23 protein-coding genes are annotated in these 24,177 nt (G+C 61.4%); 9 read left to right on the top strand and 14 right to left on the bottom strand.

The genetic code is table 11. The annotated features are described in order from the left end of the window. Window positions 1–13: 13 nt before the first annotated feature. Window positions 14–5,476, bottom strand: a complete 5,463-nt coding sequence (locus tag F8N49_RS03020; protein WP_151550761.1) for an ATP-binding sensor histidine kinase — start codon at window positions 5,474–5,476, stop codon at window positions 14–16. Window positions 5,477–5,532: 56 nt separating this feature from the next. Continuing rightward, window positions 5,533–6,204 carry a response regulator transcription factor gene (locus F8N49_RS03015; protein ID WP_016774275.1) on the bottom strand — a complete coding sequence of 224 codons (672 nt, stop codon included), beginning with the start codon at window positions 6,202–6,204 and terminating at the stop codon, window positions 5,533–5,535. 198 nt (window positions 6,205–6,402) lie between these two features. Between F8N49_RS03015 and F8N49_RS03010 the strand changes: the two genes are divergently transcribed. The 6 genes from F8N49_RS03010 (at window position 6,403) to F8N49_RS02985 (ending at window position 10,976) form a co-directional block, all read left to right on the top strand. After that, complete coding sequence (locus F8N49_RS03010; protein ID WP_110645792.1) at window positions 6,403–7,407, top strand: GlxA family transcriptional regulator; 1,005 nt, start codon at window positions 6,403–6,405, stop codon at window positions 7,405–7,407. A 96-nt stretch (window positions 7,408–7,503) separates the two neighbouring features. Next, complete coding sequence (locus F8N49_RS03005; RefSeq protein WP_151550760.1) at window positions 7,504–7,860, top strand: response regulator transcription factor; 357 nt, start codon at window positions 7,504–7,506, stop codon at window positions 7,858–7,860. A gap of 223 nt (window positions 7,861–8,083) precedes the next feature. Continuing rightward, on the top strand, window positions 8,084–9,286 hold the full coding sequence (locus F8N49_RS03000; protein ID WP_073475203.1) for an NAD(P)/FAD-dependent oxidoreductase: 1,203 nt from the start codon (window positions 8,084–8,086) through the stop codon (window positions 9,284–9,286). A 39-nt stretch (window positions 9,287–9,325) separates the two neighbouring features. Continuing rightward, window positions 9,326–10,258 carry an MBL fold metallo-hydrolase gene (locus tag F8N49_RS02995; protein WP_016774269.1) on the top strand — a complete coding sequence of 311 codons (933 nt, stop codon included), beginning with the start codon at window positions 9,326–9,328 and terminating at the stop codon, window positions 10,256–10,258. Window positions 10,259–10,436: 178 nt separating this feature from the next. After that, complete coding sequence (locus F8N49_RS02990; RefSeq protein ID WP_050977883.1) at window positions 10,437–10,643, top strand: hypothetical protein; 207 nt, start codon at window positions 10,437–10,439, stop codon at window positions 10,641–10,643. An 84-nt stretch (window positions 10,644–10,727) separates the two neighbouring features. Beyond that, window positions 10,728–10,976 (top strand): DUF6555 family protein, encoded by a 249-nt coding sequence (locus F8N49_RS02985; RefSeq protein ID WP_016774267.1) that lies wholly within the window; start codon window positions 10,728–10,730, stop codon window positions 10,974–10,976. Here F8N49_RS02985 and F8N49_RS02980 read toward each other — a convergent pair. The 3 genes from F8N49_RS02980 to F8N49_RS02970 form a co-directional block, all read right to left on the bottom strand. Then, window positions 10,973–11,707 carry a class I SAM-dependent methyltransferase gene (locus F8N49_RS02980; protein WP_151550759.1) on the bottom strand — a complete coding sequence of 245 codons (735 nt, stop codon included), beginning with the start codon at window positions 11,705–11,707 and terminating at the stop codon, window positions 10,973–10,975. The genes F8N49_RS02985 and F8N49_RS02980 overlap by 4 nt on opposite strands. 178 nt (window positions 11,708–11,885) lie before the next feature. Beyond that, entirely contained in the window at window positions 11,886–12,395 is a 510-nt protein-coding gene (locus F8N49_RS02975; RefSeq protein ID WP_016774265.1) for a nucleoside deaminase, read from the bottom strand. A 33-nt stretch (window positions 12,396–12,428) separates the two neighbouring features. After that, on the bottom strand, window positions 12,429–13,769 hold the full coding sequence (locus tag F8N49_RS02970) for a nucleobase:cation symporter-2 family protein (RefSeq protein WP_151550758.1): 1,341 nt from the start codon (window positions 13,767–13,769) through the stop codon (window positions 12,429–12,431). 202 nt (window positions 13,770–13,971) lie between these two features. On the opposite strand from F8N49_RS02970, the gene F8N49_RS02965 reads away from it, so the two are divergent. Further along, window positions 13,972–14,886, top strand: coding sequence for a LysR family transcriptional regulator (locus tag F8N49_RS02965; RefSeq protein ID WP_151550757.1), 915 nt, complete (start codon window positions 13,972–13,974; stop codon window positions 14,884–14,886). On the opposite strand, the gene F8N49_RS02960 is transcribed toward F8N49_RS02965, so the two are convergent. Both F8N49_RS02960 and F8N49_RS02955 read right to left on the bottom strand, forming a co-directional pair. Next, window positions 14,887–15,312 (bottom strand): VOC family protein, encoded by a 426-nt coding sequence (locus tag F8N49_RS02960; RefSeq protein WP_073475213.1) that lies wholly within the window; start codon window positions 15,310–15,312, stop codon window positions 14,887–14,889. It abuts the gene before it with no gap. Between the two features lie 158 nt (window positions 15,313–15,470). Beyond that, complete coding sequence (locus F8N49_RS02955; protein WP_130888629.1) at window positions 15,471–15,926, bottom strand: helix-turn-helix domain-containing protein; 456 nt, start codon at window positions 15,924–15,926, stop codon at window positions 15,471–15,473. A 107-nt stretch (window positions 15,927–16,033) separates the two neighbouring features. On the opposite strand from F8N49_RS02955, the gene F8N49_RS02950 reads away from it, so the two are divergent. Next, the gene (locus tag F8N49_RS02950; protein ID WP_151550756.1) at window positions 16,034–17,257 is read left to right on the top strand and encodes an MFS transporter; all 1,224 of its coding nucleotides are present in this window, start codon (window positions 16,034–16,036) and stop codon (window positions 17,255–17,257) included. Between the two features lie 111 nt (window positions 17,258–17,368). On the opposite strand, the gene F8N49_RS27840 is transcribed toward F8N49_RS02950, so the two are convergent. From F8N49_RS27840 to F8N49_RS02925, 6 genes are all read right to left on the bottom strand, one after another. After that, window positions 17,369–17,515 carry a hypothetical protein gene (locus F8N49_RS27840; RefSeq protein ID WP_178116876.1) on the bottom strand — a complete coding sequence of 49 codons (147 nt, stop codon included), beginning with the start codon at window positions 17,513–17,515 and terminating at the stop codon, window positions 17,369–17,371. Further along, complete coding sequence (locus tag F8N49_RS02945) at window positions 17,512–18,681, bottom strand: zinc-dependent alcohol dehydrogenase (protein ID WP_073475215.1); 1,170 nt, start codon at window positions 18,679–18,681, stop codon at window positions 17,512–17,514. Before F8N49_RS02945 ends, F8N49_RS27840 begins: the two co-directional genes overlap by 4 nt. Window positions 18,682–18,722: 41 nt before the next feature. Further along, window positions 18,723–18,950, bottom strand: a complete 228-nt coding sequence (locus F8N49_RS02940) for a PLD nuclease N-terminal domain-containing protein (RefSeq protein WP_151550755.1) — start codon at window positions 18,948–18,950, stop codon at window positions 18,723–18,725. Window positions 18,951–19,036: 86 nt separating this feature from the next. Next, window positions 19,037–19,492, bottom strand: a complete 456-nt coding sequence (locus F8N49_RS02935) for a DUF421 domain-containing protein (RefSeq protein ID WP_024012534.1) — start codon at window positions 19,490–19,492, stop codon at window positions 19,037–19,039. Between the two features lie 7 nt (window positions 19,493–19,499). After that, entirely contained in the window at window positions 19,500–20,018 is a 519-nt protein-coding gene (locus F8N49_RS02930; protein ID WP_151550754.1) for a hypothetical protein, read from the bottom strand. After that, the gene (locus F8N49_RS02925) at window positions 20,015–20,524 is read right to left on the bottom strand and encodes a CinA family protein (RefSeq protein ID WP_151550753.1); all 510 of its coding nucleotides are present in this window, start codon (window positions 20,522–20,524) and stop codon (window positions 20,015–20,017) included. The genes F8N49_RS02930 and F8N49_RS02925 overlap by 4 nt, the downstream gene beginning before the upstream one ends. 165 nt (window positions 20,525–20,689) lie before the next feature. On the opposite strand from F8N49_RS02925, the gene F8N49_RS02920 reads away from it, so the two are divergent. Then, complete coding sequence (locus F8N49_RS02920; protein WP_151550752.1) at window positions 20,690–23,071, top strand: DUF3772 domain-containing protein; 2,382 nt, start codon at window positions 20,690–20,692, stop codon at window positions 23,069–23,071. Window positions 23,072–23,076: 5 nt separating this feature from the next. Here the strand turns inward: F8N49_RS02920 and F8N49_RS02915 are convergent, their stop codons facing one another. Further along, window positions 23,077–24,090, bottom strand: coding sequence for a LacI family DNA-binding transcriptional regulator (locus F8N49_RS02915; protein ID WP_110645869.1), 1,014 nt, complete (start codon window positions 24,088–24,090; stop codon window positions 23,077–23,079). Between the last annotated feature and the right edge of the window lie 87 nt (window positions 24,091–24,177).

Raw genomic sequence — 24,177 nt, 5'->3', positions numbered from 1 at the left:
CTGTTGATCATGTTCATTCACAACGCGGCAAGCCAAACACCACCCGCGCCCCGCTCGGCTCATTGCGCTCGGCCCACAATTTGCCGCCGTGTCCTTCAATGATCGTGCGGCAAATCGACAGGCCCATGCCCAGCCCGGTGGATTTGGTCGTGTAGAACGCCGTGAACACTTGCTCCGCCCGCTCGCAGGCAAAGCCCGGCCCTGAATCGCTGACACTGATGTGCACGTTATCACCCAGCGCCTCACTGCGAATCAGCAGACGTCGCTGCCCCTCTGCCATGATCGTCATGGCTTCGAGGCTGTTGATGATCAGGTTAAGCAGCACCTGTTGCAGTTCGACCCGGTCCGCCACTACGAAAGGCAAATCTGCCGCCAGCTCAACGCTGACTTCGGCGCCGTGCTTGAGCGCTTCGCCACGGCTGAAACCGACCATTTCTTCAATCAGCAGATTGAGGCTGACAGGCTGACGCTGCGGTGGCGTTTTGTGAATCAGCGCGCGGATGCGCCCGAGTACGTCGGCGGCGCGGTTGCCGTCGAGAATGATATGCCGCAGGCCCTGCTCGACTTCGTTGATATTTGGTGGCTTTGCACCGAGCCAGCGCAACGCGGCATTGGCATGGGTCACCGTGGCGGCGATCGGCTGATTGACTTCGTGGGCAATCGATGCGGCCAACTGGCCCATGGTTGCCACACGATTGGCGTGGGCCAGTTCCGTTTGCACCTGACGATAACGACGCTCGCCTTCGCGCACTTGCTCTTCAGCCAGCTTGCGTTCGCTGATATCCAGCACAAAGGCCAGGCCCTGTTGCTGACTCGCTTCGAAGGCGGCCAGACCGACAATCACCGGCAGCCGACTGCCGTCCTTGCGGATGTACTCCTTTTCGAATGGCTGGGCCCGGCCGGTGTGGATCGCCGTTGCCAGTGCAATATCGCTGTTAGCGCGCATCGCCGGCGGGGTCATGTCACGCCAATGGACATTGCCCGAAAGCAACTCATCACGGGTGTAACCGACCATGCGCAGGAACGCGTCGTTGGCCTCGATGATTTCCCCTTCCACGCCCCAGACGATGATGCCGATGATGTTGGCGTCGACCAGCCGACGGATCTTCGCTTCTCGCTCGGCGAGGTCGCGGTACAGGCGCGCGTTGTCCAGCGAGATCGCTGCCTGCGACGCCACCAGGCGCAACACGGCGAGACGCGTCGGGCTGAACACCCCGGCGGACAGGTTGTTTTCCAGATACAGCGCCCCGGCGACCCGCGCCTGATTCATCAATGCCAGGCAAAGGATCGAGCGCGCGCCTCGTTGCTGAACGTATGGATCAGCGGCGAACAGCGGATCGGCAACCGCGTCGTCCAGGCACAGGTTTTCGCCGGTGCGCAGCGTCTGGTAGAGCACCGACTCTGCCAGCGCCACCGTGTGCAGCGGCGCGTTGCACAACTGCGTGGCACCGTCGCCGATACGGGTTCGCGCAGCGACATAGGGAACGTCGGCGTTCAACAAAATAAGCAGGCCATGCTCGGCCCCGGCCTGTTCGATCGCGGTGCGCATCACCGTTTCGATCAAACGGTCCAGGACGATCTCGCCGGAGACTGCTTGAGAGACCTTGAGCACCGTTGCCAAGTCGAGATGTTCAACTGGCGTAATGAGCGTGGTGACCGGATTCGGTTGCGCCTCTTCGGCACGCAGAAAACGATGACGTCGCTCCAGCTCCCGCACCTTGCCAGCAGCCCCCCAACGCAGATAGGCATAACGTGCGTCGCGCAGGTAGACGCGGGATATCCTGGCCAGACCGCGAGCGCTGTAGAACCGTGCGGCCAGTTCGTTGGCCAGCGCTTGGATATGGAGCAAACCATTGTCCTGAGCCAATTGAATGGCTTGCTCGTACTGCAATTCGGCTTCGAGCAACTGCCCGGTGACGCGCGCCATTTCCGCGCCGACCAGCGCCACCTGACTGGCGAAGGTCTCTGCACACAAGCGCGCCCACGTCTGCAACTGTTCATGATGTTGACCCAGACGCTGCAAAGCACCGGCGTCAGTTTCGCCGTGGGCCGCCAAGGTCAAAGCCGCGTAGAAATGGTATTCGGCCTCCTCGAAAAACGCCGAAACCACCCACAAAAGTCCCTGCGCCTGGGCCGCGCACTCAGCGGCCGCCGCGTAATCCCCGGCCAGATAGCGCGCCTGCAACTTGCGTACCCAGTACTTGCCGCGCGCCAGCGCCAGATCCGCCGAACCGGCCAGATGCGCTTCGACAGCTGTTTCATCGAACCCCTCATCGTCGAAACAGCCGAACGTCGGCGTCTGCCCGCGCAGCATGCGGATCAGCGTCAACTGGCAGCGCATGAAATCCGCCACCAGACCGAAACCGACCTTTTGTGCATAGACCAGCCCTGATTCCGCTTGCGCCTGCACCTCGGCCAGCGGCTCGCCGATAAACAACAGATCGGAAATCAGGCTGTTTCCAGCGAACGCTGCATACGGCAGATCGCCGCTGCGATGGGCCGCGTTGAGCGCACGGCGCAACAGTTCGCGGCACTCGCGCACTGGCCGCATCCAGCGCACCACGAAGATCGAGAAGCACAACCAAGTGCTCGCTTCATAACGCGTGAGCCCGCGCCGATCAACCAGATCGCAGCCCAGACGGCCAAATCGATAACCAGCGGCATAGTCGCCAAAACGCGGCCCCGACACGCGCCCGAAGTTGGCATAGAGCAGGCAGGAGGCGTCGCAGTTGCCATATTGCAGGCTCAGGCTGATCGCTTTGCAAATGGTCAGGCTGGCGAGGTTCAGATCCGACTGCACCGCCGGCGCGAAGAGTTTGCCCAGCGCATCGAGGGTGGCCCGCGCGGCAGGATCCTCCATCAGCGGCAAGTCGATCATCTGCTCGATACTGCGCCCGCGCAGCCTGGTCCAGACCTGCTGATATTCGTCGCGCACCTGAATATCGTCCGGACGCGCTGGCCAATCGATGCCGACCTGACGCAGAAAGGCCAGACACACCGTCACCGCCCGGTCACTGCGATCGAGCAGTAAGTAGACATCCATCTGCATGCACGCCACCGCCGCGCGCTCGACGGTGGTCACGGCGCGCTCGGCCAATGTCGCCAGGCGCGAGTCGGCAAGCTGCAGTTGGCCGGTGAGAAATTCGCACTCGGCACGGTTCAGCTCCAGAGCGAAACCCAGTTCATGCCGACTGTCATAACCCTGCTCGCCCAACAGTTCTGCGCCGGCGCCCAGATAGGTCAGTGCTGAGGTATAAGCGGTCGAGGCCTTCGCTCGCTGGCCGGCGAGCAGGTTGAACTCGGCCAGCTGCTCGCGCTCGGCACGCAGGCTGATCAGATGCGCACCGCGATTGAGCTGGCCGACAATCTCGAAGATCGCCTCCTCGCGCCGCTCACCCTGGGTTTGCAGTGCCAGCAGCCGGCCGATGCGCAGGTGCATTTGCGCCCGTTCGGTTTCCGCGATCAGCGAATACGCCGCCTCATGGATGCGATCATGCACAAACCTGTAGGCACCGTCCTGACGCTCGACCAACTCCAGCCGCACCGCCGGCGACAATGCGGAGTGAACGTGAGGCACCGGCACATCAAGGACTGTGGCCAGCGTGTCGAGACGCGCGACGTTGCCCAGGCAGGCCAGTTGTTGCAGCGCCTGGCGGGTTTCCTGGGGCAGCCGCGCCAGTTTGCCGACCATCAAATCGACGACATTGTCGGTGTAGCCCTTACCGTTGATCAGGTGCACATCCCACCGCCAGCGCTGGCGCGCAGGCTCGTATGTCAGCAGCTTCTCCTCGGCCAGGGCGTGCAGAAACTGGATGACGAAGAACGGATTGCCAGCGGTCTTGTCCAGTACCAGCCGCGCCAGCGCGACAATGCTCGCCGGCGGGCAGCGCAGTGACTCGCTGATCAGTTGTTCGATGTGCGCGCCAGCCAGTGGCGCCAGACGAATTTCGTCAATGTGTACGTCGGCGTGATGCAGGGTCTTGAGTGTGCGGCTGAGTGGGTGATCGCCATCTACCTCGTTGTCGCGATAAGCACCGACCAGCAGCAGATGAGGGGTCTCTGCGCGACTGAGCATATCTTCGAGCAGATCAAGGGTGGCCGCGTCGAGCCATTGCAGGTCGTCAAGGAACAGCGCCAACGGATGCTCGGCCTGAGCGAACACGCCGATAAAACGCTGCAAGACCTGAAGGAACCGCTGCTGCGCCTGTTGCGGCTCCAACTCAGGCACGGGCGGCGGCTCGCCGATGATCAGCTTGAGTTCGGGGATCAGATCGGTGATCAACCGCGCATTCGCTTCCAGTGCCCGCAACAGTGCTTCGCGCCAGCCCGCCAGTACGTCGGTGCGCTTACCCAATAGCGTCCGCACCAGCCCCTGAAAGGCCTGAACCAGGGTCTTATAAGGCACGTCGCGCTGGTACTGGTCGAACTTGCCGGCGGCGAACAAGCCACGCGACGGCACCAGCACCTTGTGCAGTTCACTGACCACCGACGATTTGCCGATGCCGGAATAGCCGGATACCAGCACCAGTGTCGGCGCGCCTGTCTGCACCACATTGGCGAAGGCATCGATCAACGTTTGCACTTCGTGTTCGCGGCCGTAGAGTTTTTCCGGAATCAGCAAGCGCTCCCAGGCGCCCTGCTCGTTCAACGTGAACGTCTCGATCTGCCGCATACGGCGCCAGTCATCGAGGCAACGGCGCAAGTCATGCTCGACACCGGCTGCGCTCTGATAGCGTTCCTCGGCCGTTTTCGCCAGCAGTTTCATGACCAGTCGCGAGAACATCGGCGGCACCGTCGCCACCCGTTCACACACGGGCATTGGCAGCCGCGCGATATGGCAATGCACCCACTCCGTCGGGTCATTTGCACTGAACGGCAGCGAGCCGGTGAGCATCTGGTAAAGCGTCACGCCAAAGGCATACAGATCACTACGCGAATCGATCGAACGATTCATCCGCCCGGTTTGTTCCGGCGCCATGTAGGCCAGCGTCCCGGCGATAGATTCCGGTGGCGTGGGCGCTTGCCGCTCCCGTGGCAAGCGCGTGGCCAGGCCGAAGCCGGTCAGCCGCGCCTGCCCATCATGACAATGGACAAAAACATGCTGCGGTTTCAGGTCTTTGTGCACCAGACCACGCTGATGCATATGGCCCAGTGCCTTGGCGATGTTCGTGGCCAATTCCAGACAGGTTTCGATATCCAGCGGGGCGACCAGCAACCGCGACAACGGCTCGCCGCCCGGATCGTCGAACAGCAGACGAACTCGGGTGCCCGTACGCTCGAAAGCTGTCGGCTGCAACGCCCAGGCAGGATTGAGGTCGTCCCTGAGGCTGTATTCATGCGCCAGACGCTCCAGGGTGCTCGGCAATGGCTGGCCCATCGCCGGACGCACCGCCAGTAGGCTGCCATCATTCGAACCGCGCTCACGGGACAGCACCCGCTCGCCGTCGTCCCACAAAATCTGTTTTCTGCTGGCCATCTGCGTCAACACTGCTCAGGTTTTTTGCCGCACGGTGAGTTGCACGTCGCCAGCGCTCAGGGGTTGCGCTGGACAGGCTCGATGCCCAGCGCTTCTGCGATACGCACCAGATCGGCCACTGAACGTGCGGCCATTTTGCGCATGACCTGGCCACGGTGGACCTTGACCGTGACCTCGCTGAGGTTGAGCTGTCCGGCAATCTGTTTGTTCATCAGCCCGGCAATGACGAAGCCGAGCACTTCGCGCTCACGTGCGGTCAGGGTTTGGTAAGCCCGACACAAAACGGCGCCGGAGTGTTCGGCTGCCAGCCGCGCACGGTCGCGAGCCAACGCACTGGCCACGGCGTCGAGCATGTCCTGATCACGGAACGGCTTGGCCAGAAAATCCACCGCGCCGGCCTTCATCGCCTTGACGCTCATGGCGATGTCGCCGTGGCCGGTCATGAACACCACGGGGATGCGCAAGCCGTTTTTTTCCATCTGTTCCTGAAACGTCAGGCCACTTTCGCCGCGCAGGCGCACGTCGAGCACCAGGCAACCGGGTACCTCACGTTGCGCTTGCGCGAGAAAATCTCCGGCGCTGTCGAAGGTTTGCACCTGGAGGCCGATCGAGCGCAGCAAGCTGTCGAGCGCCTGGCGCATCGAGGCATCGTCATCGACCACGTACACCACTGGCTCGCCGAGCACGCCGGGACTTTGCGCAGGGCTGGAATGCGACCACAAGGTCATTGTGTCTCCTCGGCGAGATCGCAGCACGCGTTGGGCTGGTCAATAAATCTAGTTCAGGATGGCCACCGCATCCAGACACCTGCCGGACGGTCAGCAATCAGGCTAACAGTCAGCGCCATTGCCGGCCGGCCAGAAACCCCTGAAAATCGGCCAGGCTGAGGCAGTCCGCCGCCAGCGCTGCAAACAGGCAGGCCCGCGATGTCCACTCATCCCGCTTTTACAACGGCTCCGCGCGACGTGGTGTTCATCGCCTACCCACGCCTGAGCCTGCTCGATCTCAGCGGTGCGCAAACCGTGTTCTGGGCCGCGAGCAAAGCCATGGCCGAGCGCGGGCAGTCTGGATATCAACTGCACACCGCCAGCCTCAACGGTGGCTTGATCCAGACCGTCGAAGGGCTGTCCATCGACACCCAAGCGTTAACCACGCTCGACACCGCCGCGCTGGACACGCTGGTCGTGCCCGGCGCCCCTGACATCTGCCAGACCCTTGAGAAGCACCGCGAACTGAGCGACTGGCTGCAGGACCATGCTCACCTCGCCCGCCGCGTGGTCTCGGTGTGCAGTGGTGCGTTTCTGCTGGCTCAGGCCGGATTGCTCGACGCCCGCCGCGCTGCCACTCACTGGGCGATGTGCGACGCTTTGCGCGATCGCTTTCCAGCGGTCGAGGTAGATGCCGACGCGATCTTCATTCAGCAAGGCAAGGTCTGGACCTCGGCCGGAGTCACCGCCGGGATCGATCTGGCGCTGGCGCTGGTCGAGGCCGATTGCGGCCGTGAAGTGACGTTGCAAGTCGCGCGGGAATTGGTGGTGTACATCAAACGCCCCGGCGGCCAGGCGCAATACAGCACGCTGCTGCAATCGCAGGCGCAGGACGCTGCAATGTTCGATGATCTGCACCTTTGGCTCATGGAGCGCCTCGGCGATCCGAATCTGACGGTGGAGCGCCTCGCCGAGCAAGCCGCAATGAGCCTGCGCAACTTCACGCGGGTCTATAAAGCGCGCACCGGGCGCACACCGTCGAAAGCGCTCGAGCTGTTCCGACTCGAAGCGGCCAAACGCCTACTGGAAAACTCCCCGCACAAAATCGAACGAATCGCCCGCATCTGCGGCTTCAACGATGAAGAACGCCTGCGCGCCTGCTTCCAGCGCCACCTGTCGATCTCCCCGCGCGACTACCGCAGTCGCTTCAGCCGCGATGGCTGAACCGCTATACCTACGTATAGTTTTGCCCGCTGGCCATCAGCGTATGGTGCAAGAACGACAGGAGTCACCAGCTCGGCCGCCCGGCCCGGGAGCGTTATGCACAAGACGCATGTCATTGCGGTAGTGGACGACGACGAGGCAATGCGCACATCGCTGAGCAGCCTGCTGCGGGCGTCGGGGTATCAGGTGTTCTGCTATGCGGCGCCGGCGGACTACCTTGACTCGGACGGGCCGGTGCAGACTGATTGTTTGATCTCCGATATTCAGATGCCGGGCATGGGTGGTTTGCAGATGCTGGATGCACTGCGGGCGCAAGGCTGGCGGATGCCGGTGATTTTTGTGTCGGCGCATGCGGGCAAAATGCCCAACAGCGTACCCGGGGTCATCGCGTGTCTGGCCAAGCCATTTCAGGCTGAACGTTTGCTCGCCTGCCTGGAAAAAGCGCTGGGTTGATCCTTTTTCCCCATACCTTCGTATACCCCCCTTCCACCCATGCGTACCCCACGCACACCGATGGACAACTGCGCTCGCAGCCTCCCCGCCCTAGCATGGCTCTACACAGCGGGCGATTGAGCGCCAGGCAGTACGGCAAGCAGTTACGGCGGCCAGTGATCGTCACGCCAGAGTCCGCATCAGACTCGGGTGTCATCCATCCATCAGCGTCAGGGAGCACATTATGAAACAGCAATTATTGGTGATCGGTGCAGGGTTCGGCGGGCTGTGGAGTGCGCTGAGCGCTGCGCGTTTGCTGGATATGCATGCCCGTCAGGATGTCGAGATCACGCTGCTCGCCCCGCAAGCCGAATTGCGTATTCGCCCGCGCTTCTACGAGCCGGACGTGCACAGCATGTACGCGCCGCTCGACGCGCTGTTCGATGCGGTGGGTGTGCGCTTCGTCAAAGGCACCGCTGAAAGCATCGACGCCCGGGCGCGCCGAGTCGGCTACCGCGACGAGGCCGGGCGTCCGGGTGAACTGGCCTACGATCGGCTGGTTCTCGCCAGCGGCAGCCAGCTCGCTCGGCCTCCGGTGCCTGGCCTCAAGGAGCATGCGTTCGATGTCGATCAGATCGAATCCTCGGCGCGTCTGGAACGTCATCTCATCGCCCTCGGCAACCAACCGCCCAGCGTTGCGCGCAACACCGTGGTGGTCGCGGGTGGCGGTTTCACCGGGATTGAAACTGCGACGGGAATGCCGGCGCGCCTGCGTGCGATCCTCGGTGAGGATCAAGACCTGCGCGTGATCATTGTCGATCGCAGCAAGGACATCGCCGCGACCATGGGTGATGGCATTCGCCCGTCGATCATCGAGGCGTCCAATGACCTGGGTATCGAATGGATCGTCGATGCCAGCGTTGCCGCTGTGGATGCCAATGGCGTCACCCTCGCCGATGGCCGCCACATCGAAAGCCAGACCGTGATCTGGACCGTAGGTTTCCGCGCCAGCCCGCTCACCGAACAACTCGACGCCGAACGCGATGGCCAGGGCCGCCTGCACGTCGATGGCAACCTCAAGGTGCACGGCATCGATCACGTCTTTGCCGCTGGTGATGTCGCTCGCGCCGCCACAGACGACTTCGGCAACTATGCTGCGATGTCTTGCCAGCACGCGATCAGCCTGGGTCGCTACGCCGGCAACAACGCCGCCGCCGATCTACTCGGCGTCGCTCCGACAATGTATCGCCAGCCCAAGTACGTGACTTGCCTGGATCTGGGCGCCTGGGGCGCGGTATACACCGAAGGCTGGGATCGTCAGCTGAAGCTGGTGAAGGCCGAAGCCAAAGAGCTGAAGACGCAGATCAACACGGTGTGGATCTACCCGCCCGCCGCAGATCGTCGCGCTGCCCTCGCGGCCGCCGATCCGCTGATCCCTGTAGCCTGATTTCACCTCCGCTTTAGCCCTGAAAACAAGGAGAACACCATGACCCTGCATCTGGATTCCTTCACCGCCAACCGCGCGGTGGCCCTGCAAACGCAAAGCGAAGAACTGGTGCCGTCGCGCTACGCCCTGCGCCTGGGCGACATTGACGTGATGGTGATCAGCGACGGCGTGTTGCCGTTGCCGACCCAGACCATGTCAACCAATGCCGACCCCGCCGACCGTGCCGCCTGGTTCAAGGAAATGTATCTGGGCCCTGACGCCTTCGACTGGGCGCTCAACGTGCTGGTGGTGCGTAGCGGCGAACAAGTCATCCTCGTCGACGCCGGCCTCGGTGGCCAATTCCCCGGTTTCCCGCGTGCCGGGCAGTTCCCCAAGCGCCTGGCCGCTGCCGGGGTGGATCTCGCCGACATCACTGATATCGTCATCACGCACATGCACATGGACCATATCGGCGGCCTGCTGGTCGACTCGGTGAAGAGCCGTCTGCGTCACGACGTGCGCATCCACGTCACCGCGGCCGAAGTGAATTTCTGGTCCACGCCAGACTTCACCAGCACCGACATGCCCGCACCAGTACCAGACGTCCTGCGCAGCACCGCCAACGCGTTCATCGACCACTATGAAAGCAAGTTGCACATCTTCGAAGACGAATGTCAGGTTGCACCTGGCGTAGTTGCAAAACTCACCGGTGGTCATACGCCAGGGCACTGCGTGGTCTACGTCAACTCCGGTGGCGAGCGCCTGACCTTTGCCGGTGACGCATTGTTCCCGGTGGCGTTCGATCACCCCGACTGGCACAACGGTTTCGAACACGATCCGGCCAAATCGGTGGAAGTGCGCGTGCGCATGCTCAAGGAAGCCGCCGCCAGCGGCGAGCTGTTCGTCGCCACGCATCTGGCCTTCCCTTCGGTGGGTAGGGTCGCGATCAATGGTGCTGCTTTCCGTTGGATACCTGCGATTTGGGATTACTGATTGCGCGCCTGAAATCTTCGCCCGGCTTCTGCCGGGCGAAACCTTTTTCACCGCCATTGCTACGCAGAGCCGTGCGGGCGGTGACCATCCTTCGGTTGCTGTGTACCCTTTCTGCATCAAACAAATCTGTGCAGAGGACAGAGCGTTGGCATGTCTGGATTGGGTGCAATGGCCGGCGATGCTGGTCACCGTTCTGGCCGCGTGGCTGATCGGTTCGCAACGACCGCAACGGCGCATGAGCGGCTTCGTTTGTTTCAGTCTGAGCAATTTGCTGTGGGTGATCTGGGGCGTCCATGCCGGGGCTTACGCGCTGATCGTTCTGCAGCTTTGCCTGTTCCTGATGAACCTGCGCGGCTTCATGAAGAACCGCGTTTTAGAGCGCTGAGTGACGCTGATCATCCGGCCAGAAAATCCTTTGAATTTTTCTTGTCGGACAAAATCATTTACGTATGAGCGTAAGGAGGAACTCATGCGTAGCACCGATATTTTCGTCATCGAATACAAACATCACGACCAGCCAAAATCATTCGTCATCCGCGCCAAGAGTATGCGCAACGCCGACGCTTGGCATTGGGCGAGCTGTGACGCCGGTATTGCGCCGATTCCGAAACCGGGTAAACCACCGTTGAAAGTGGTTTCCAAACCCCAGGCCGAGCGTTATGGGATCACCGACGTGAAATGGCGCGAGACGGCAGCGCTGGACTGGACGGAGGCTTAGGCAAGTCGGGTCGCCTGGCTGAGCTTGCACGTCAGCCAGGCGCCCCAGAACAGACTGCTGAAAAACCGTGTTGCATCGCCGAATCCGGCACCATGTAACAAAGCCTGCACCGCCGCCTCGGAGTGCGGCGGATCAGCGCCCTGCAAAATCTTACCGAGTTTCGCCTGCACCTCGTCAGCGGTTGCGCCCTGCTGTCGCCAGCGCTGGCTCCAGGCTTGCAGCAGCAACGGCTGACTGGCGTAAGCGTAATGATTGCCGGCCACGATCAATGGCGCGCCGGGTTTGAGGCGGGCCTGAATGGAGCGCAGTATTTGTTGCTTGGCCTCATCACCGCCCAGGTGATGGAGTACACCGATCAGGGTGGCGGCGTCGAAAGATGCGTCGGCCGGCAAGTCTTCGACATGACCGAGATGTATCTGGACCCTGTGCAATAGATCATTGGCGCGCAGATGTTCGGTCGCAGCATCGAGCATTGGCCCTGAAGGATCGACCGCAGTGAAGTGCCAATCCGGCTCCAGCGCGGCCATGGCGATGATTTCCTGCGCGGTGCCCCCCGCGCCCACCACCAGCACGTTTGCCGGACGCGACTGCCCAAGGCTGGCGGCGAGCATGCAGGCCGACAGGTCGTGACAGGCATCGTAGCCAGCCAGGGCAATGCGGCATTGCCGGGCATATTCATTGGCGCGGGAGGTGTCGAATTTGCCGGCGGCGTCAGTGGCGGGTTGGGTCATGGCGATTCTCCTTGTCTTTGCGACACGCTACGCGGTGAGCGTGGAGAAGAAAAATCCAATGATTTCATGGGGGGCATTCCGCTGGGGAATGTGTGGATGTCATCCCGGCGAAGTAAAAGTGACGCAGAGCGTCAGGGGATGCGTCCCCACGCAGGAGCGTGGGAACGATCCATAACAACTAAGACCAGAACCCTTTATGCGGCTCAGCTGCCTCTGCCTCCAGCATTGGCCCGAAAACGCTCACCGTGCGCTGCCCTCTGGCAAACACTTCGCGACACGGCAACGAGAACGTCGGGTTCTCCGGATGATCGCCGGTCAGCCCGAGCAAAGCATGTTCCGACAACGCATACACCACTCGCCCGACTCCGGTCCAATACACCGCGCCCGCGCACATGCAGCAAGGTTCGGCGCTGGTGTACAGCGTGCACGCCTCCAGCTCCGTGGGTGACAACCGCTTCGCCGCCGCAGCGACCGCGACCAGTTCGGCATGCTGGGTGGGATCACCTTCCGGCGGCATCGAATTGTTGCCCGCTTCGGCAATGACCTTGCCGTCGCGGTCCGCCACCAGCGCCGCAAACGGGTGCCGGCCACGTTGTTTCGACGCCTGTGACAGGGCGATGGTCTGGCGCAGCAATGCCAGGTCCAGATCGCTGACGCCGGCCGGGACAAGCTGAGTGAATTGATTCATGGGTAACTCCTGGGCAGTGGGAAAAGACTAAGGTCAGTCAGCCAGTTCGGCCGCGGATGCGCCGACGGCTTCGGTCGATGGTTTTTGTTTGTTGAGCAGTACATTGAGCAGAATGGCGGTGATCGCACCGAGAAAAATGCCGCTGTCGAGCACCAGTTTCAGCGTCGGGCCGACATGTTCGAACAGGGCAGGAAACGACATTGGCAGGACGCCGACGCTGACCGACACCGCAACGATGATGGCGTTGCGTGTGCCCTCGAACTGCACCCGTGACAATTCCTGAATGCCCGCCACCGTGGTCATGCCGAACATGACGATCGCGCAGCCGCCCAGCACCGGCGTCGGCACCGCTGCAATCAGCGCGCCGAGCTTGGGGAACAAGCCCATCAACACCATGATTGCGCCAGCGGCCGCGACGACGAAGCGGCTCTTGATGCTCGAAAGCGCAATCAGGCCGGTGTTTTGCGTGAAGGCGTTGTAGGGAAAACTGTTGAACAGACCACCGAGCATGGTCGACAAGCCGTCGGCGCGGAACGCGTTGCCGAGGGTCTGCTGCGTAGTCGGTTTGCCGACCAGTTTGCCGATGGCCAGGCAGTTGCCAGTGGTCTCGGCCATGATCACCAGCATCGCCAGGGTCATGATCAGAATCGGTACCAGAGAAAATTCGGGCGGACCGAACGCCATTGGCGCGCTCAACTCGAACCACGCCGCCTCGCTGACCTGATTGAAGTGCGTCATGCCGCAGGCGGCAGCGATCAGGCTGCCGACAAACAAGCCGATGAGCACGCTGAGGTTGCCGATGAAACCGCTGAATTTCGCATAAATCATCAGCGTCACACTGACCGTGGCCAGGCCCAGCAGCAGATTGGCCGGGCGACCGAAGTCAGGCGAATCGGGATTGCCGCCACCCAGCCAGATTGCCGCCGCCGGCATCAGTGAAATACCGATGATGGTGATCAGGCTGCCAATCACCACGGGTGGAAAGAATCGCAGCAAGCGGCTGAACACCGGCGCCAGTGCGATGGTCAGGAAGCCGGCGGCGATCACCGCCCCAAAGATCTGGCTGAGGCCGAACTCCTTGCCGATCATGATCATCGGCGCCAGCGCAATGAACGAGCAGCCCTGAATCAACGGTAACCGCGCGCCGAACTTCCAGAAGCCGAGGGTCTGAATCAACGTCGCCACACCGGACGTCAGCAGGTTGGCGTTGATCAGTAAAACCACCTGAGCCGACGTCAGCCCCATCGCACTGCCGAGAATCAGCGGCACCGCCACCGCTCCCGCATACATCACCAGAACATGCTGCAGACCGAAGGTGACCAGCTGCCGCAGGGGCAACACCTCATCGACCGGGTGAACGCGTTGTGTAGTCATGGCACAAGCTCCTGAAGGGGCAGCGTTGGTTGTAATCGCGGGCGCTCAGGGACAGATGCACAGAAAGAATCGGCCCCGGCGTTCGAAGACGCGGGGTCATCCTTGAATGTTTTTGACGATGAAACAAATTGGCAACCATCGCTTTTTTCGATGGCAAAGACGCGGCACAATCGCCGTCTCGCTCAACCTCGGAGTACACCGCGTGCGCTTCTCACTCGATCAGTTGCTGATGTTCGTCCAAGTGGTGAAAAGCGGCTCGTTCTCCGCCGCCGGGCGCAAGCTGGGCAAGACGCAGTCGACCATCAGCGCGGCTATTGCCAATCTGGAAACCGACCTTGGCGTCGAGTTGTTCGACCGCCGCAATCGCAGCCCTGCCCTCACCGCCAGCGGGCATAAATTACTGGTCCAGGCAGAAGCGGTACTGGAGCGCTGCATGACCTTCGAGGCCCACGCTGATTGCCTCTCGGATAGCGTCGAACCGAGCCTGACCCTGGCGATTGAAACGCCGTACGGCCCGATCATGCCGGTGCTGCAAGCGTTCGAGCAGGCCTTCCCGTTTGTCGATCTGATCATTCGCCACCCGGTCTACGGCGATGTCAGCGAACTGGTCAGCAGTGGCGAGGCGGTGCTGGGCGTGGCGTTTTCGCAGCCGGGCTATCCCCGGGAACTGGCGTTCCAGCAACTGGGCAAACTGATCATGCTGCACGTCTGCCATCCCGATCATCCGCTGGCGCAACTGGACAACGTCACGTTCGACGATTTGCACGTGCACCGGCGCCTGGCGTTCAGTGCGCACGCCAGCAAACTGCCGAGCAGTGAATACCTGCGTTCGACGCAACTGTGGCAAGCGGAAAGCTATCTGGCCCTGCTCGAAATGGTCCGCGCCGGCCTCGGCTGGGCGACCCTGCCGCGCCAGCTGATCCAGCGTGAACTGGGCAATGGCGAACTGGTCGAGTTGCAGCTGTCGGCGTACCCGCATACCGACTGGCAAATCGGCGTCGATCTATTGTGGGCGCGCCAACGGCCCTTGGGCACGGCCGAGCGCTGGCTGAAGGAGAAGCTGCAGGCCAACAAGGTTTATGAACGCGATCGCAACGGCCAGACCACTACGCTGTGATCATTTGGCAAACACCTGACTCATGTCTTTGAACGCCTTGAATTCCAGCGCATTGCCGCAGGGATCGAGTAGAAACATGGTCGCCTGCTCGCCGACCTGACCCTTGAATCGAATGTAGGGCTCGATCACGAATTGCGTGCCGAATGACTTCAGTCGCTCGGCCAGTGCTTCCCATTGCTCCCACTGCAAAATGATGCCGAAGTGCGGGACCGGTACGTCGTGACCGTCTACCGGGTTGCTATTAACGCTTTGCTGGGCAGCCGTTTTCGGCTGTTCGTGGATCACCAATTGGTGGCCGTAGAAGTTGAAGTCGACCCATTGCGCGCTGGACCGCCCCTCCTCCAGGCCGAACACTTCACCGTAAAAACGCCGGCAAGCGGCAAGATCGTAGACCGGGATGGCGAGGTGGAAAGGTGAAAGGCTCATCAGGCACTCCGGTAATCGCGTTGCTGGAAATATGGCAACGGCGCACCGCTGCTGATCGAGGATCGAAAACAGCCTAGATCAAAAACCCGCCAGACGCCGACCCGACATGTCACGAGAAGGCGCGGCTATCGATACGCGCCACGGCTATCCGCCCGGTTTCACTGCCCGCGCCTGACAACCTGTCGGTGACAATCCTCCGGGCTCAGCACGGCACCGGCTCTGGAGCGTACGACAATGGTTTCAACGGGCTCGGCCCGTTCGTTGTCGAGCAGAATCGAGTGCTCCTCGCCTTCCGCAAACAGAAAGCGCTCGCCCCACTGCCGCAGGCTGACCACGATGGGGAACACCGCGCGGCCCATGTCGGTGAGCACGTATTCCTTGTAGGCACTGCCGTCCGACGCGGGCTGAATCTGCAACACGCCGAGCTCGACGAGCATTTTCAGTTTGACCGTGAGGATGTTCTTGGCCAGGCCCAGACGTTTCTGGAATTCGCTGAACCGGCGCACGTCATCGAACGCATCGCGAATGATCATCAAGGCCCAGCGATCGCCAATGGCTTCGAGGGTTCGGGCCACCGGGCATTCGCTCTGCGCCAATGTTTGTTGTCGGGCCATGTGATTCCTGATGGATCGGCTATTGAATGTGGTTGCATTTAACAACCCGAATGAATAAAGATCAACGCCTCGGTTTCAATTCAAAACCACACTAAGAGGAAGCAAGGATGCCGTGTCAGACGCAAACCCTGATCAATGCGCAAGCCGCAGCTGACAGCGCAACGACCGGGCTGAGTCGTTTGCAGACTTTTCTCTTTGCAATCACCTGCGCCATGGCGGTGGCCAATGTTTACTTCGCACAGCCATTGCTGGAATCGATGGCCGCCAGCCTCGGGGTTTCATCCGGTGCAATCGGCGTAGTGGTCACGGCCACACAAGCCGGGTATGCGGTCGGGCTGCTGTTCATTGTGCCGCTGGGTGATCTGCTCGATCGGAAGAAACTCATCGTCAGCCAACTGCTGTTGTCTGCAACGGCGCTGTGTGCCGTGGGCCTGTCCGAGAGCTGGGGAGTGCTGCTCGGCGCCATGATGCTGGTGGGTCTGCTGGCGGTGGTGGTGCAAGTGGTGGTCGCCTGCACCGCCAGCCTTGCTCGTCCGGAACAGCGCGGCGCCGCCGTAGGCACCGTCACCAGTGGCGTGGTGCTGGGCATTTTGCTGGCGCGCTTCGTTTCCGGCGTAGTGGCTGATCTGGCCGGCTGGCGCGGCGTGTATTTTGTCTCGGCAGTCATGATGATCGGCTTGGCCCTGCTGTTATGGCGCACCCTGCCCGCCTCCCTAAAACCGCCCGCACAGGGCAGTTACTGGCGACTGCTGCGCTCGGTATTGGAATTGTTTTTGACTGAGCGGGTACTGCGCGTCCGCGGCATCTTCGCCCTGCTGATCTTCGCCGCCTTCAGTGTGTTGTGGACCTCGATGGTGCTGCCGCTCAGCGCCCCGCCCCTGTCGTTGTCCCACACACAGATCGGCCTGTTTGGTCTGGCCGGAGTGGCGGGCGCGCTCGCCGCCGCACGGGCTGGGCGCCTGGCCGATCGCGGCTTGGGCAATCGCACCACCGGCATCGCCCTGGCGCTGCTGACGCTGTCCTGGCTGCCCATCGCATTTGTCGACAGTTCGCTGCTGGCGATGGCCGTCGGGGTGATCCTGCTCGACTTCGCCGTGCAAGCAGTGCACGTGACCAATCAAAGCCTGATCTTCGCCGCACGGCCCGATGCGCAGAGCCGACTGGTCGGTGCGTATATGTGCTTTTACTCGATGGGCAGTGGTTTGGGCGCTATCGCGGCGACGTATACCTATGCGCACTCTGGCTGGGTGGCGGTGTGTTTTCTCGGAGGCGGGATCAGTGCTGTGGCTTTACTGTATTGGGCATGGCTGGAATACCGCTACTCGAACTGAACCAGTGTGGGAGCGAGCCTGCTCCCTAAGACGGAGCATTAGTCAGCAGAGAATGTCTGACCTGACGCCTTCGCGAGCAGGCTCGCTCCCACAGGGATTATTGGCCAGCAGTTACTTGCCCTCCTCAGGCTTCTCGGTCTGCATCTGCACCGACGGCTTGCTCTTGTCACCGTCCTTGTTGGGTGCATCGTTGGAATCGAAGCAGCCGCTCAACAGAAACATCGAGCAGACCCCCAGACATACACAGATTTTTTTCATGACGATCTCCTGTCAGCAGTGGTATCGCTACCCGGTTCCAGCTTGACCTTGATCCAGCCGGATTGATGTTGATCAAACGCCTTGAACGCCGAAATCGCGTCAGTCAAAGGCTCGTCCTGCGTCAGCACTTTCGCTGGGTCGACGCGCCCGGCGAGGGTCATTTCGATCAGCTTGGGAATGTATTTGCGGTGATGACAGTTGCCCATGTTGATGCGTACGTTCTTGTTCATCGCCTCGCCGATCGGGAAGCTGTCGAACCCGGCGGGATAGACTCCGATGATGGAAATCGTGCCGGCCTTGGCCACAGCCTTGACCGCCCATTCCAGCGCTTGCGAAGGCGCATCACCCGGTTGCCACTGCGCAGGATGGTGATGGCCGTGATGGGAATGGTTGGCGTCGATGCCCACGGCCTCGATCACCCGATCCACGCCAATTTCCGCAGTCAGGCGCGCAATGGTTTCAACTGGATCTTCTTTCTCGAAGTTGATGCACTCGGCACCCAATGCCTGCGCGCGAGCGAGGCGATCTTCCAGGCCATCAATGGCGAACACCCGGCCGGCGCCCATCAGCTTCGCGCTGATAATCGCAAACAGTCCGACCGGCCCGCAGCCGAACACCGCCACCGTGTCGCCGTCCTTGATCCGTGCCATGTCGGCGCCGAACCAGGCAGTGGGAAAGATATCCGACATGGCGATCGCCTGATCGTCGGTGATGGCGTCCGGCAGCTTGATCAGGCCGATGTTGGCGAAAGGGATGCGCGCTTTCTCGGCTTGCAGGCCATCGAACGGCCCGGTGGTTTTCGGCCCGCCAAAAAATGACGTGCCAGCGGTTTTACCGTTGGGGTTTGCCACGTCGCACTGGGCGAAATAGCCGGCGCGGCAGTACGAGCAGTTGCCGCAGGCAATGGTCGAGGGAATGAGCACGCGATCGCCAACCTTGAGGTTGCGCACATCTTCGCCGAGCGCTTCGACAATCCCCACGCCCTCGTGCCCAAGGATCGTGCCGGGCTGCATGTCCGGCGCACTGCCGCGAATGAAATGCAGATCGGTGCCGCAAATGGCCGACGCGGTCAGCCTGACAATGGCATCGGTCGGCGCTTGAATGGTTGGCTCGGGCACATCGTCCAGGCGGATGTCCCCGACGCCATGAAATACAACAGCTTTCATCGTTCACCTCCCATTTTCCGGATGTGCGCAAATCAGGGTTCTCAACCCTTACTGTGCTCCGGAGACGAGGGCCCTACCTTGACGCCGCGCGGGCCGGCGATGCCCCACACGATCAGGCCGAGCACCGGGAATACGATCAGACCGATTGCCCAGGCGGCTTTGACGCCGACGCTTTTGTTGCTGCGAAACACACTGACAATCGCCCACAGGTCGACCAGCAGAATGATCACCGCCACGGCGATGGAGAAGTAACTCGCTGCCTCGTTCATTTCGCAATCCTCCGATGACTTGTAAGCATTGGGCTGTGAGGCTTTTTCAGCGTTCAAAAAAATTGCGGCCGTGCGGCGTCAAAGGTTCAGCCGCCTTCCGGATCCTGGCGGATCACGGAAATCTTGCCGTTGCGCTCGATGATTGCGAATTTGATCTGGTCGATGGTTTCTATGCCCTGACTGGAGCGTGCCGCCTCCATGACATCCGCCTCGACCAGCCGCGCATGACGCAGGCGTCGGTGCAACAGCTTGCCATTCTCGACAATGATCGTCGGCTCGCCATCGATCAGCCGAGACACCCAACTGGAACGCTGTTTGAGCAGGGAAAAACCGACATCCACAGCGATCAGCGTAATGATCACCAGAAACGCATTGGTCAGGGAAAAATCATCGCCGAGCAGCGCTTGCTGGGTGGCTTCACCGATGATCATCAGCAGGACGAAATCAAACGTCGTCAACTCGGCCAGCGAACGCCGGCCGGCAATTTTGAACAGCACCATCAGTGCCAGATACATCGCGAGTGCGCGCAACACCGAGTCCATGGGTCACCTATGGATAAATGAATTGAGTAAGCTTCACTTCGCTCGAGCCCGGCACGCGGATATGGCTGCGAAACAGGCCCAATCCGTCACCGCGCAGCGTCACATAGAGCGTCGCCTGGCCTTGGGCATCCGCCTGCAACCACAAGCGCATGCCCTGTTTTGAGCTGCGCATACGCACCGGGGCCGGTTGCATGGTTTCGACGCTGAAGCCATCGAGCATCTCGCCACCGATGTCGAGTTCGACAGTGGCTTCAGGCGCCGTGTGCACGCTGAGTTTCAGCGGGTTGGTCGAGCCGTTGCGGTGGAACATCTCGTACTCGACCTGGACTTTGCCATCGGCGCTGCGGGCGTCCTGCGAACTGAGCACGCCACGGGAAAACAGCCCCAACAGACCCAGCAGCATGCACAGCACCAGCAGATACCAACCGATGTGCTCGAAGCGCCAGACCTTCAACTGATAGGCCATGTCCTCCTGCACCGGGAACTGTCGGCTCTGCAGATCGGGATGGTCGGCGTCAGGCTTCATCGGCGCCACCCTCCTTCGCCGTGCAAGGCGCGACGGTGATAATCGGGCAACTGCTGCAGGGCGAATTCAGAAGCGAGGGTCTGCACTTCACTGCGCGATCCGGCAAACCATTGCTGGGTGCTGAACAGAAAATGTTTGTCATCGAACTGGAATGCCCAGGCGAAACACACCGTACCGGCCTTGATGCCATCCATATCGTCGGGTCCGAGAATGCCAGTGGTGGCGACGGCGACGTTGGCGGTGCTGTCGCGCAACGCACCGACGGCCATTTCACTGGCCACTTCCACGCTGGTCAGATTGAAGGTATCCATGGTCGCCGGGCTGACGTGCAGCAGGCGCTGTTTGGCTTGCGGCGAATAGACCACATAGCCGCACTCGATCAGCTCGCCGCTGCCGGGTACTTCCGACAGCAACATGACGATTTCCCCGGCCGTGCAGGATTCGGCGGTGGTGATGATCAGTGAATGTTGGCGCAGGTATTCAATCGTTTCCTTGGCGATGGACATGGCACGCTCTCGAAGCTGTTATTGCCGGTTGACCGCTCGCTGCGCGGATCATTCCGCCGGATTGGATGAGCGTGTAAGCGCCTCTTGCAGAGAAAGTTTTCCGCCCCGTTCGGCGCGATCACCTACCCTCATAGACTGTGTGATCCACTCGAGCCCGCCGCCCCCATGCGCTGTTCATTCAAGTCGTTGTTTTTGATTCTGTTCCTACTGCTGATGCCGGGCAGCGCTGCGCTGTGGGCGGCGGATGTTGCCGCGCCGGCAAACTCCGGCGCAGCACCACTGCCGGTAATTTCGCAAAGCGATCTGCAAGCCCTGCAACAACGCCTCGACGGGCTCAAGCAGCAGATTTCGGCGGCAAACAATTACAACCAGCTCGAAGGCCCGCAGGATCGGGTGCAGGCGTTCATTCTCGATGTCGATCGGTTGTCGGCAGCGCTGTTGCCGCAACAGGCGCAACTGGCGGTGCAACTGGGCGTGCTCGGCACGGCGCCCGACGCCGAGGTGGCCGCCGAGCAAGCCGATATCGTCGCGCAGCGGGCGACGCTGGCAGAGCAGAAAAGCAAGGTCGATGGCACCCTGAAAAGCCTCGCCGCACTGAAACAGAACGCCGCCGACCTGATCACGCAAATCGCCGGCATCCGCCGCACCCTGCTGGAAAGCGAACTGACCCTGAGCACCCGCAGCGTATTGAGCCCGTATTTCTGGGCACCGCTGGTCAATCCAAGCGAAGACGACCACCAGCGCCTGCGACTGTTCGTCGAGCAGGTGGCTGACGTATGGGCGACGGTCTGGGCGCCGGGCGAGCGCTTCTACACCTGCGTGCTGGTGTTGTTGGCGCTGCTGATCTGGACCTTCGGCCGACGTCTGGCTGAGCGCGGGCTGACCTGGTTCTGCATTCATCGCGTGGCGGAGGGCCGACTGCGCAGAAGCGCCTTGGCCTTCGCCTCAGCTATCGCGACGTTCGTCACCACCGCCATCGCCCTGAAGCTGTTGTTCTACGCCTGCACCCGCCACGACGCACTGCCGCCGGTGCTGGAAACCTTCTCCGAAGAGTTCGAGAAAGTCGTCTATGCCTGCGTGCTGATCACCGGGCTCAGCCGCGCATTGCTCTCCACCGCGCACCCGTCCTGGCGCCTGCCGTCGATTGCCGATCCAGTGGCGCTGGCCCTCAAGCCTTATCCGCGAATCCTCGCCTGCTCGTTGCTGGTGTTGGTAACGCTGGTGCAAGTCGCCAATGCCACAGGCATGAGCAGCCACATCGTGATGGCCGGGCGCGGCGTGATTTCCATTGTGGTGCTGGCGATCATCGGCACGATGCTGTTGCGCGTCGGCAAAGTGCGCAAGGCTTTGGTCGCAGCCAATGACGCGTCGGCTACGAATAGCGTGTTCGCCGGGCTGATCTACAGCGTCGCCAGTCTCTCGATGTTGGTGACGGCCATCGCCCTGCTTGCCGGCTATGTTTCGCTGGCACGGTTCATCAGTTATGAGCTGGTGTGGGGCTATGTCGTACTGTCGGGCTTCTACTTGCTGATTCAGCTGGTCAAGGACGCCTGTGAGCACCTGTTTTCGCCGAAACACGCGAGCGGCCAGGCGCTCAAGCAATTGCTCGGCGTCAGCGATCGGCGCCTTGAGCAGACGTCGATCCTGTTGTCCGGCGTCAGCCGCGCCGGCCTGATGCTGATGGCGCTGATTTCGTTGTTTGTCGGCGGAATCGGCACCACCCTCGGCCAACTGGTCACCAACATCATGTCGATCCTCGGCGGCGCCGGTTTGCGCAAGCTGAATATCGTCCCGGCGCATCTGCTCAACGCGCTGCTGGCACTGCTGATCGGTATCTGGCTGATCCGCGCATTGAGCCGCTGGCTCGACAACGAATTCCTGCCCAAGACCGACATGGATCCGGGCATGTGCGCATCGCTGAGCACGCTGTTTTCCAACATCGGCTACGCCTTTGTGATTCTGCTGACGCTGTCGTCGCTGGGCGTGCAGTGGACCAACCTGGCGTGGATCGTCAGTGCGTTGTCGGTGGGCATCGGCTTTGGCTTGCAGGAGATCGTCAAGAACTTCGTCTCCGGCCTGATCCTGCTCACCGAGCGCCCGGTGAAAGTCGGCGACCTGATCAGCATCAGCGGCGTCGAGGGCGACATCCGCCGGATCAACGTGCGTGCCACGGAAATCCAGCTCAGCGACCGCTCGATCGTGATCGTGCCCAACTCGCAACTGATCTCGCAGAACCTGCGCAACGTTACCCTCGGCGGCAGTGCTCAAGGCGTGGCATCGCTGGAGCTGGTGTTTCCGCTGGATATCGATCCTGAGCAGGTCAAACAACTGCTGCTGGATGCGTATCACGAGAACGAAACCATCCTCGATAAACCGGCGCCATTCGTGCGTTTCAGCAAATTGTCGCCGGACGGCATAACCCTCACGGTCACCGGCTATGTGGGCAGCCCGAGGATTGTCGGGCTGACCAAGAGCGATTTGTTGTTCGAAGTGTTGAAGCGGTTGGGCGCAGCGGGGATTGCGCTGGCGAAACCGCCAGCGGCGTGATTCGGTTAGCGCTTGCCCGTGTTGTCGATGCGAGCCGTGCTGCTGCGTGGCGTCAGCTCGAATGGCAAGACGACATGCCGCTCTGTCATTGGCTGTTTTTCGATCAGCGCAATCAGCATCTCGACCGCTTTAGTCCCGAACGCCTCGGCCGGTTGCGAGATGGTGGTCAGCGGCGGATCGCAGAACGCAGCCATGGGAATGTCATCGAAACCCACCACTGAAATATCCTCGGGCACACGCAGCCCGGCCTGCCGGATGCGCTTGAGCGCACCAATGGCCATTTCATCGTTTTCGCAGAACAGCGCGCTCGGCCGCTCGGCCAATGCGAGCATGTTTTGCGCGCCGGCAAAACCGGCCTCGAGGCTGAAATTGCCATGGCAGATCAGTGCTTCATCGAAGGCAATCCCGGCCTCGCGCAGCGCCGCTTCGTAGCCTGCCAATCGATCCAAAGTCAGCGGACTGTTTTTTGAGCCTTTGATCAGGCCGATGCGTCGGTGTCCCAAGGCGATCAGGTGGTCGGTCATGGCTTTGGCGGCGGCGACGTTGTCCAGGCTGATGGTTGGATATCGTCCGGCCTTGAGCACTTCGCAGGCGTTAACGATCGGCGGCACATCGGCGTCGGCCGGGGCGTTTTCGAAAGGATCGTAAGCGCGCAACTGGATCACCCCGTCGGCCTGATAGGCGTAAACCAGCTCGGCGAATTGTCGCTCCAGTTCTTCCCGGCCCTGGGTATCGCACAGCAGCAGGCGATAACCGGCCGCCTGCGCCGCTTGCTGCGCGCCGCTGATGACCCGGGCAAAAAAGGTGTTGGCGATGGTCGGCACCAGAATCACCAGATTGCCGGTGCGCCGCGAGCGAAACTGCACGGCCATCAGGTTCGGCCGATAGCCGGCCTGCTCCACGGCGGCCATGACGCGCTCACGGGTTGGCGCGAGCACGCGCTCGGGCGATTTCAAAGTCCTCGAAACCGTCGCCACGGAAACCCCGGCCAGCCGAGCCACTTCGCGAATATTGGACAAAAACACCTCGTTGTTTCATGCCGATCAGGCGCGGAGCTTACCGCAGGCGACGAGCGATCGAAACGCTGTCGATCATCCGCTGCCATT

The sequence above is a fragment of the Pseudomonas sp. GXM4 genome (assembly GCF_008923895.1).
GTDB lineage: Bacteria > Pseudomonadota > Gammaproteobacteria > Pseudomonadales > Pseudomonadaceae > Aquipseudomonas > Aquipseudomonas atacamensis.
Note: the sequence above shows the minus strand (reverse complement) of the source record. Positions and strands in the feature narration are given on the sequence as shown.

Bases quoted from the DNA above. Each gene is read 5' to 3' on its own strand.
- F8N49_RS03000 (WP_073475203.1), top strand. From the start codon at position 8,084: ATGAAACAGCAATTATTGGTGATCGGTGCAGGGTTCGGCGGGCTGTGG.
- F8N49_RS02930 (WP_151550754.1), bottom strand. From the start codon at position 20,018: ATGAAGCCTGACGCCGACCATCCCGATCTGCAGAGCCGACAGTTCCCG.
- F8N49_RS03015 (WP_016774275.1), bottom strand. From the start codon at position 6,204: ATGACCTTGTGGTCGCATTCCAGCCCTGCGCAAAGTCCCGGCGTGCTC.
- F8N49_RS03010 (WP_110645792.1), top strand. From the start codon at position 6,403: ATGTCCACTCATCCCGCTTTTACAACGGCTCCGCGCGACGTGGTGTTC.
- F8N49_RS02990 (WP_050977883.1), top strand. From the start codon at position 10,437: ATGCTGGTCACCGTTCTGGCCGCGTGGCTGATCGGTTCGCAACGACCG.
- F8N49_RS27840 (WP_178116876.1), bottom strand. From the start codon at position 17,515: ATGAAAAAAATCTGTGTATGTCTGGGGGTCTGCTCGATGTTTCTGTTG.
- F8N49_RS02940 (WP_151550755.1), bottom strand. From the start codon at position 18,950: ATGAACGAGGCAGCGAGTTACTTCTCCATCGCCGTGGCGGTGATCATT.
- F8N49_RS02955 (WP_130888629.1), bottom strand. From the start codon at position 15,926: ATGGCCCGACAACAAACATTGGCGCAGAGCGAATGCCCGGTGGCCCGA.
- F8N49_RS02980 (WP_151550759.1), bottom strand. From the start codon at position 11,707: ATGACCCAACCCGCCACTGACGCCGCCGGCAAATTCGACACCTCCCGC.
- F8N49_RS02945 (WP_073475215.1), bottom strand. From the start codon at position 18,681: ATGAAAGCTGTTGTATTTCATGGCGTCGGGGACATCCGCCTGGACGAT.
- F8N49_RS02950 (WP_151550756.1), top strand. From the start codon at position 16,034: ATGCCGTGTCAGACGCAAACCCTGATCAATGCGCAAGCCGCAGCTGAC.
- F8N49_RS02970 (WP_151550758.1), bottom strand. From the start codon at position 13,769: ATGACTACACAACGCGTTCACCCGGTCGATGAGGTGTTGCCCCTGCGG.
- F8N49_RS02925 (WP_151550753.1), bottom strand. From the start codon at position 20,524: ATGTCCATCGCCAAGGAAACGATTGAATACCTGCGCCAACATTCACTG.
- F8N49_RS02935 (WP_024012534.1), bottom strand. From the start codon at position 19,492: ATGGACTCGGTGTTGCGCGCACTCGCGATGTATCTGGCACTGATGGTG.
- F8N49_RS02975 (WP_016774265.1), bottom strand. From the start codon at position 12,395: ATGAATCAATTCACTCAGCTTGTCCCGGCCGGCGTCAGCGATCTGGAC.
- F8N49_RS02985 (WP_016774267.1), top strand. From the start codon at position 10,728: ATGCGTAGCACCGATATTTTCGTCATCGAATACAAACATCACGACCAG.
- F8N49_RS03020 (WP_151550761.1), bottom strand. From the start codon at position 5,476: ATGGCCAGCAGAAAACAGATTTTGTGGGACGACGGCGAGCGGGTGCTG.
- F8N49_RS03005 (WP_151550760.1), top strand. From the start codon at position 7,504: ATGCACAAGACGCATGTCATTGCGGTAGTGGACGACGACGAGGCAATG.
- F8N49_RS02995 (WP_016774269.1), top strand. From the start codon at position 9,326: ATGACCCTGCATCTGGATTCCTTCACCGCCAACCGCGCGGTGGCCCTG.
- F8N49_RS02960 (WP_073475213.1), bottom strand. From the start codon at position 15,312: ATGAGCCTTTCACCTTTCCACCTCGCCATCCCGGTCTACGATCTTGCC.
- F8N49_RS02920 (WP_151550752.1), top strand. From the start codon at position 20,690: ATGCGCTGTTCATTCAAGTCGTTGTTTTTGATTCTGTTCCTACTGCTG.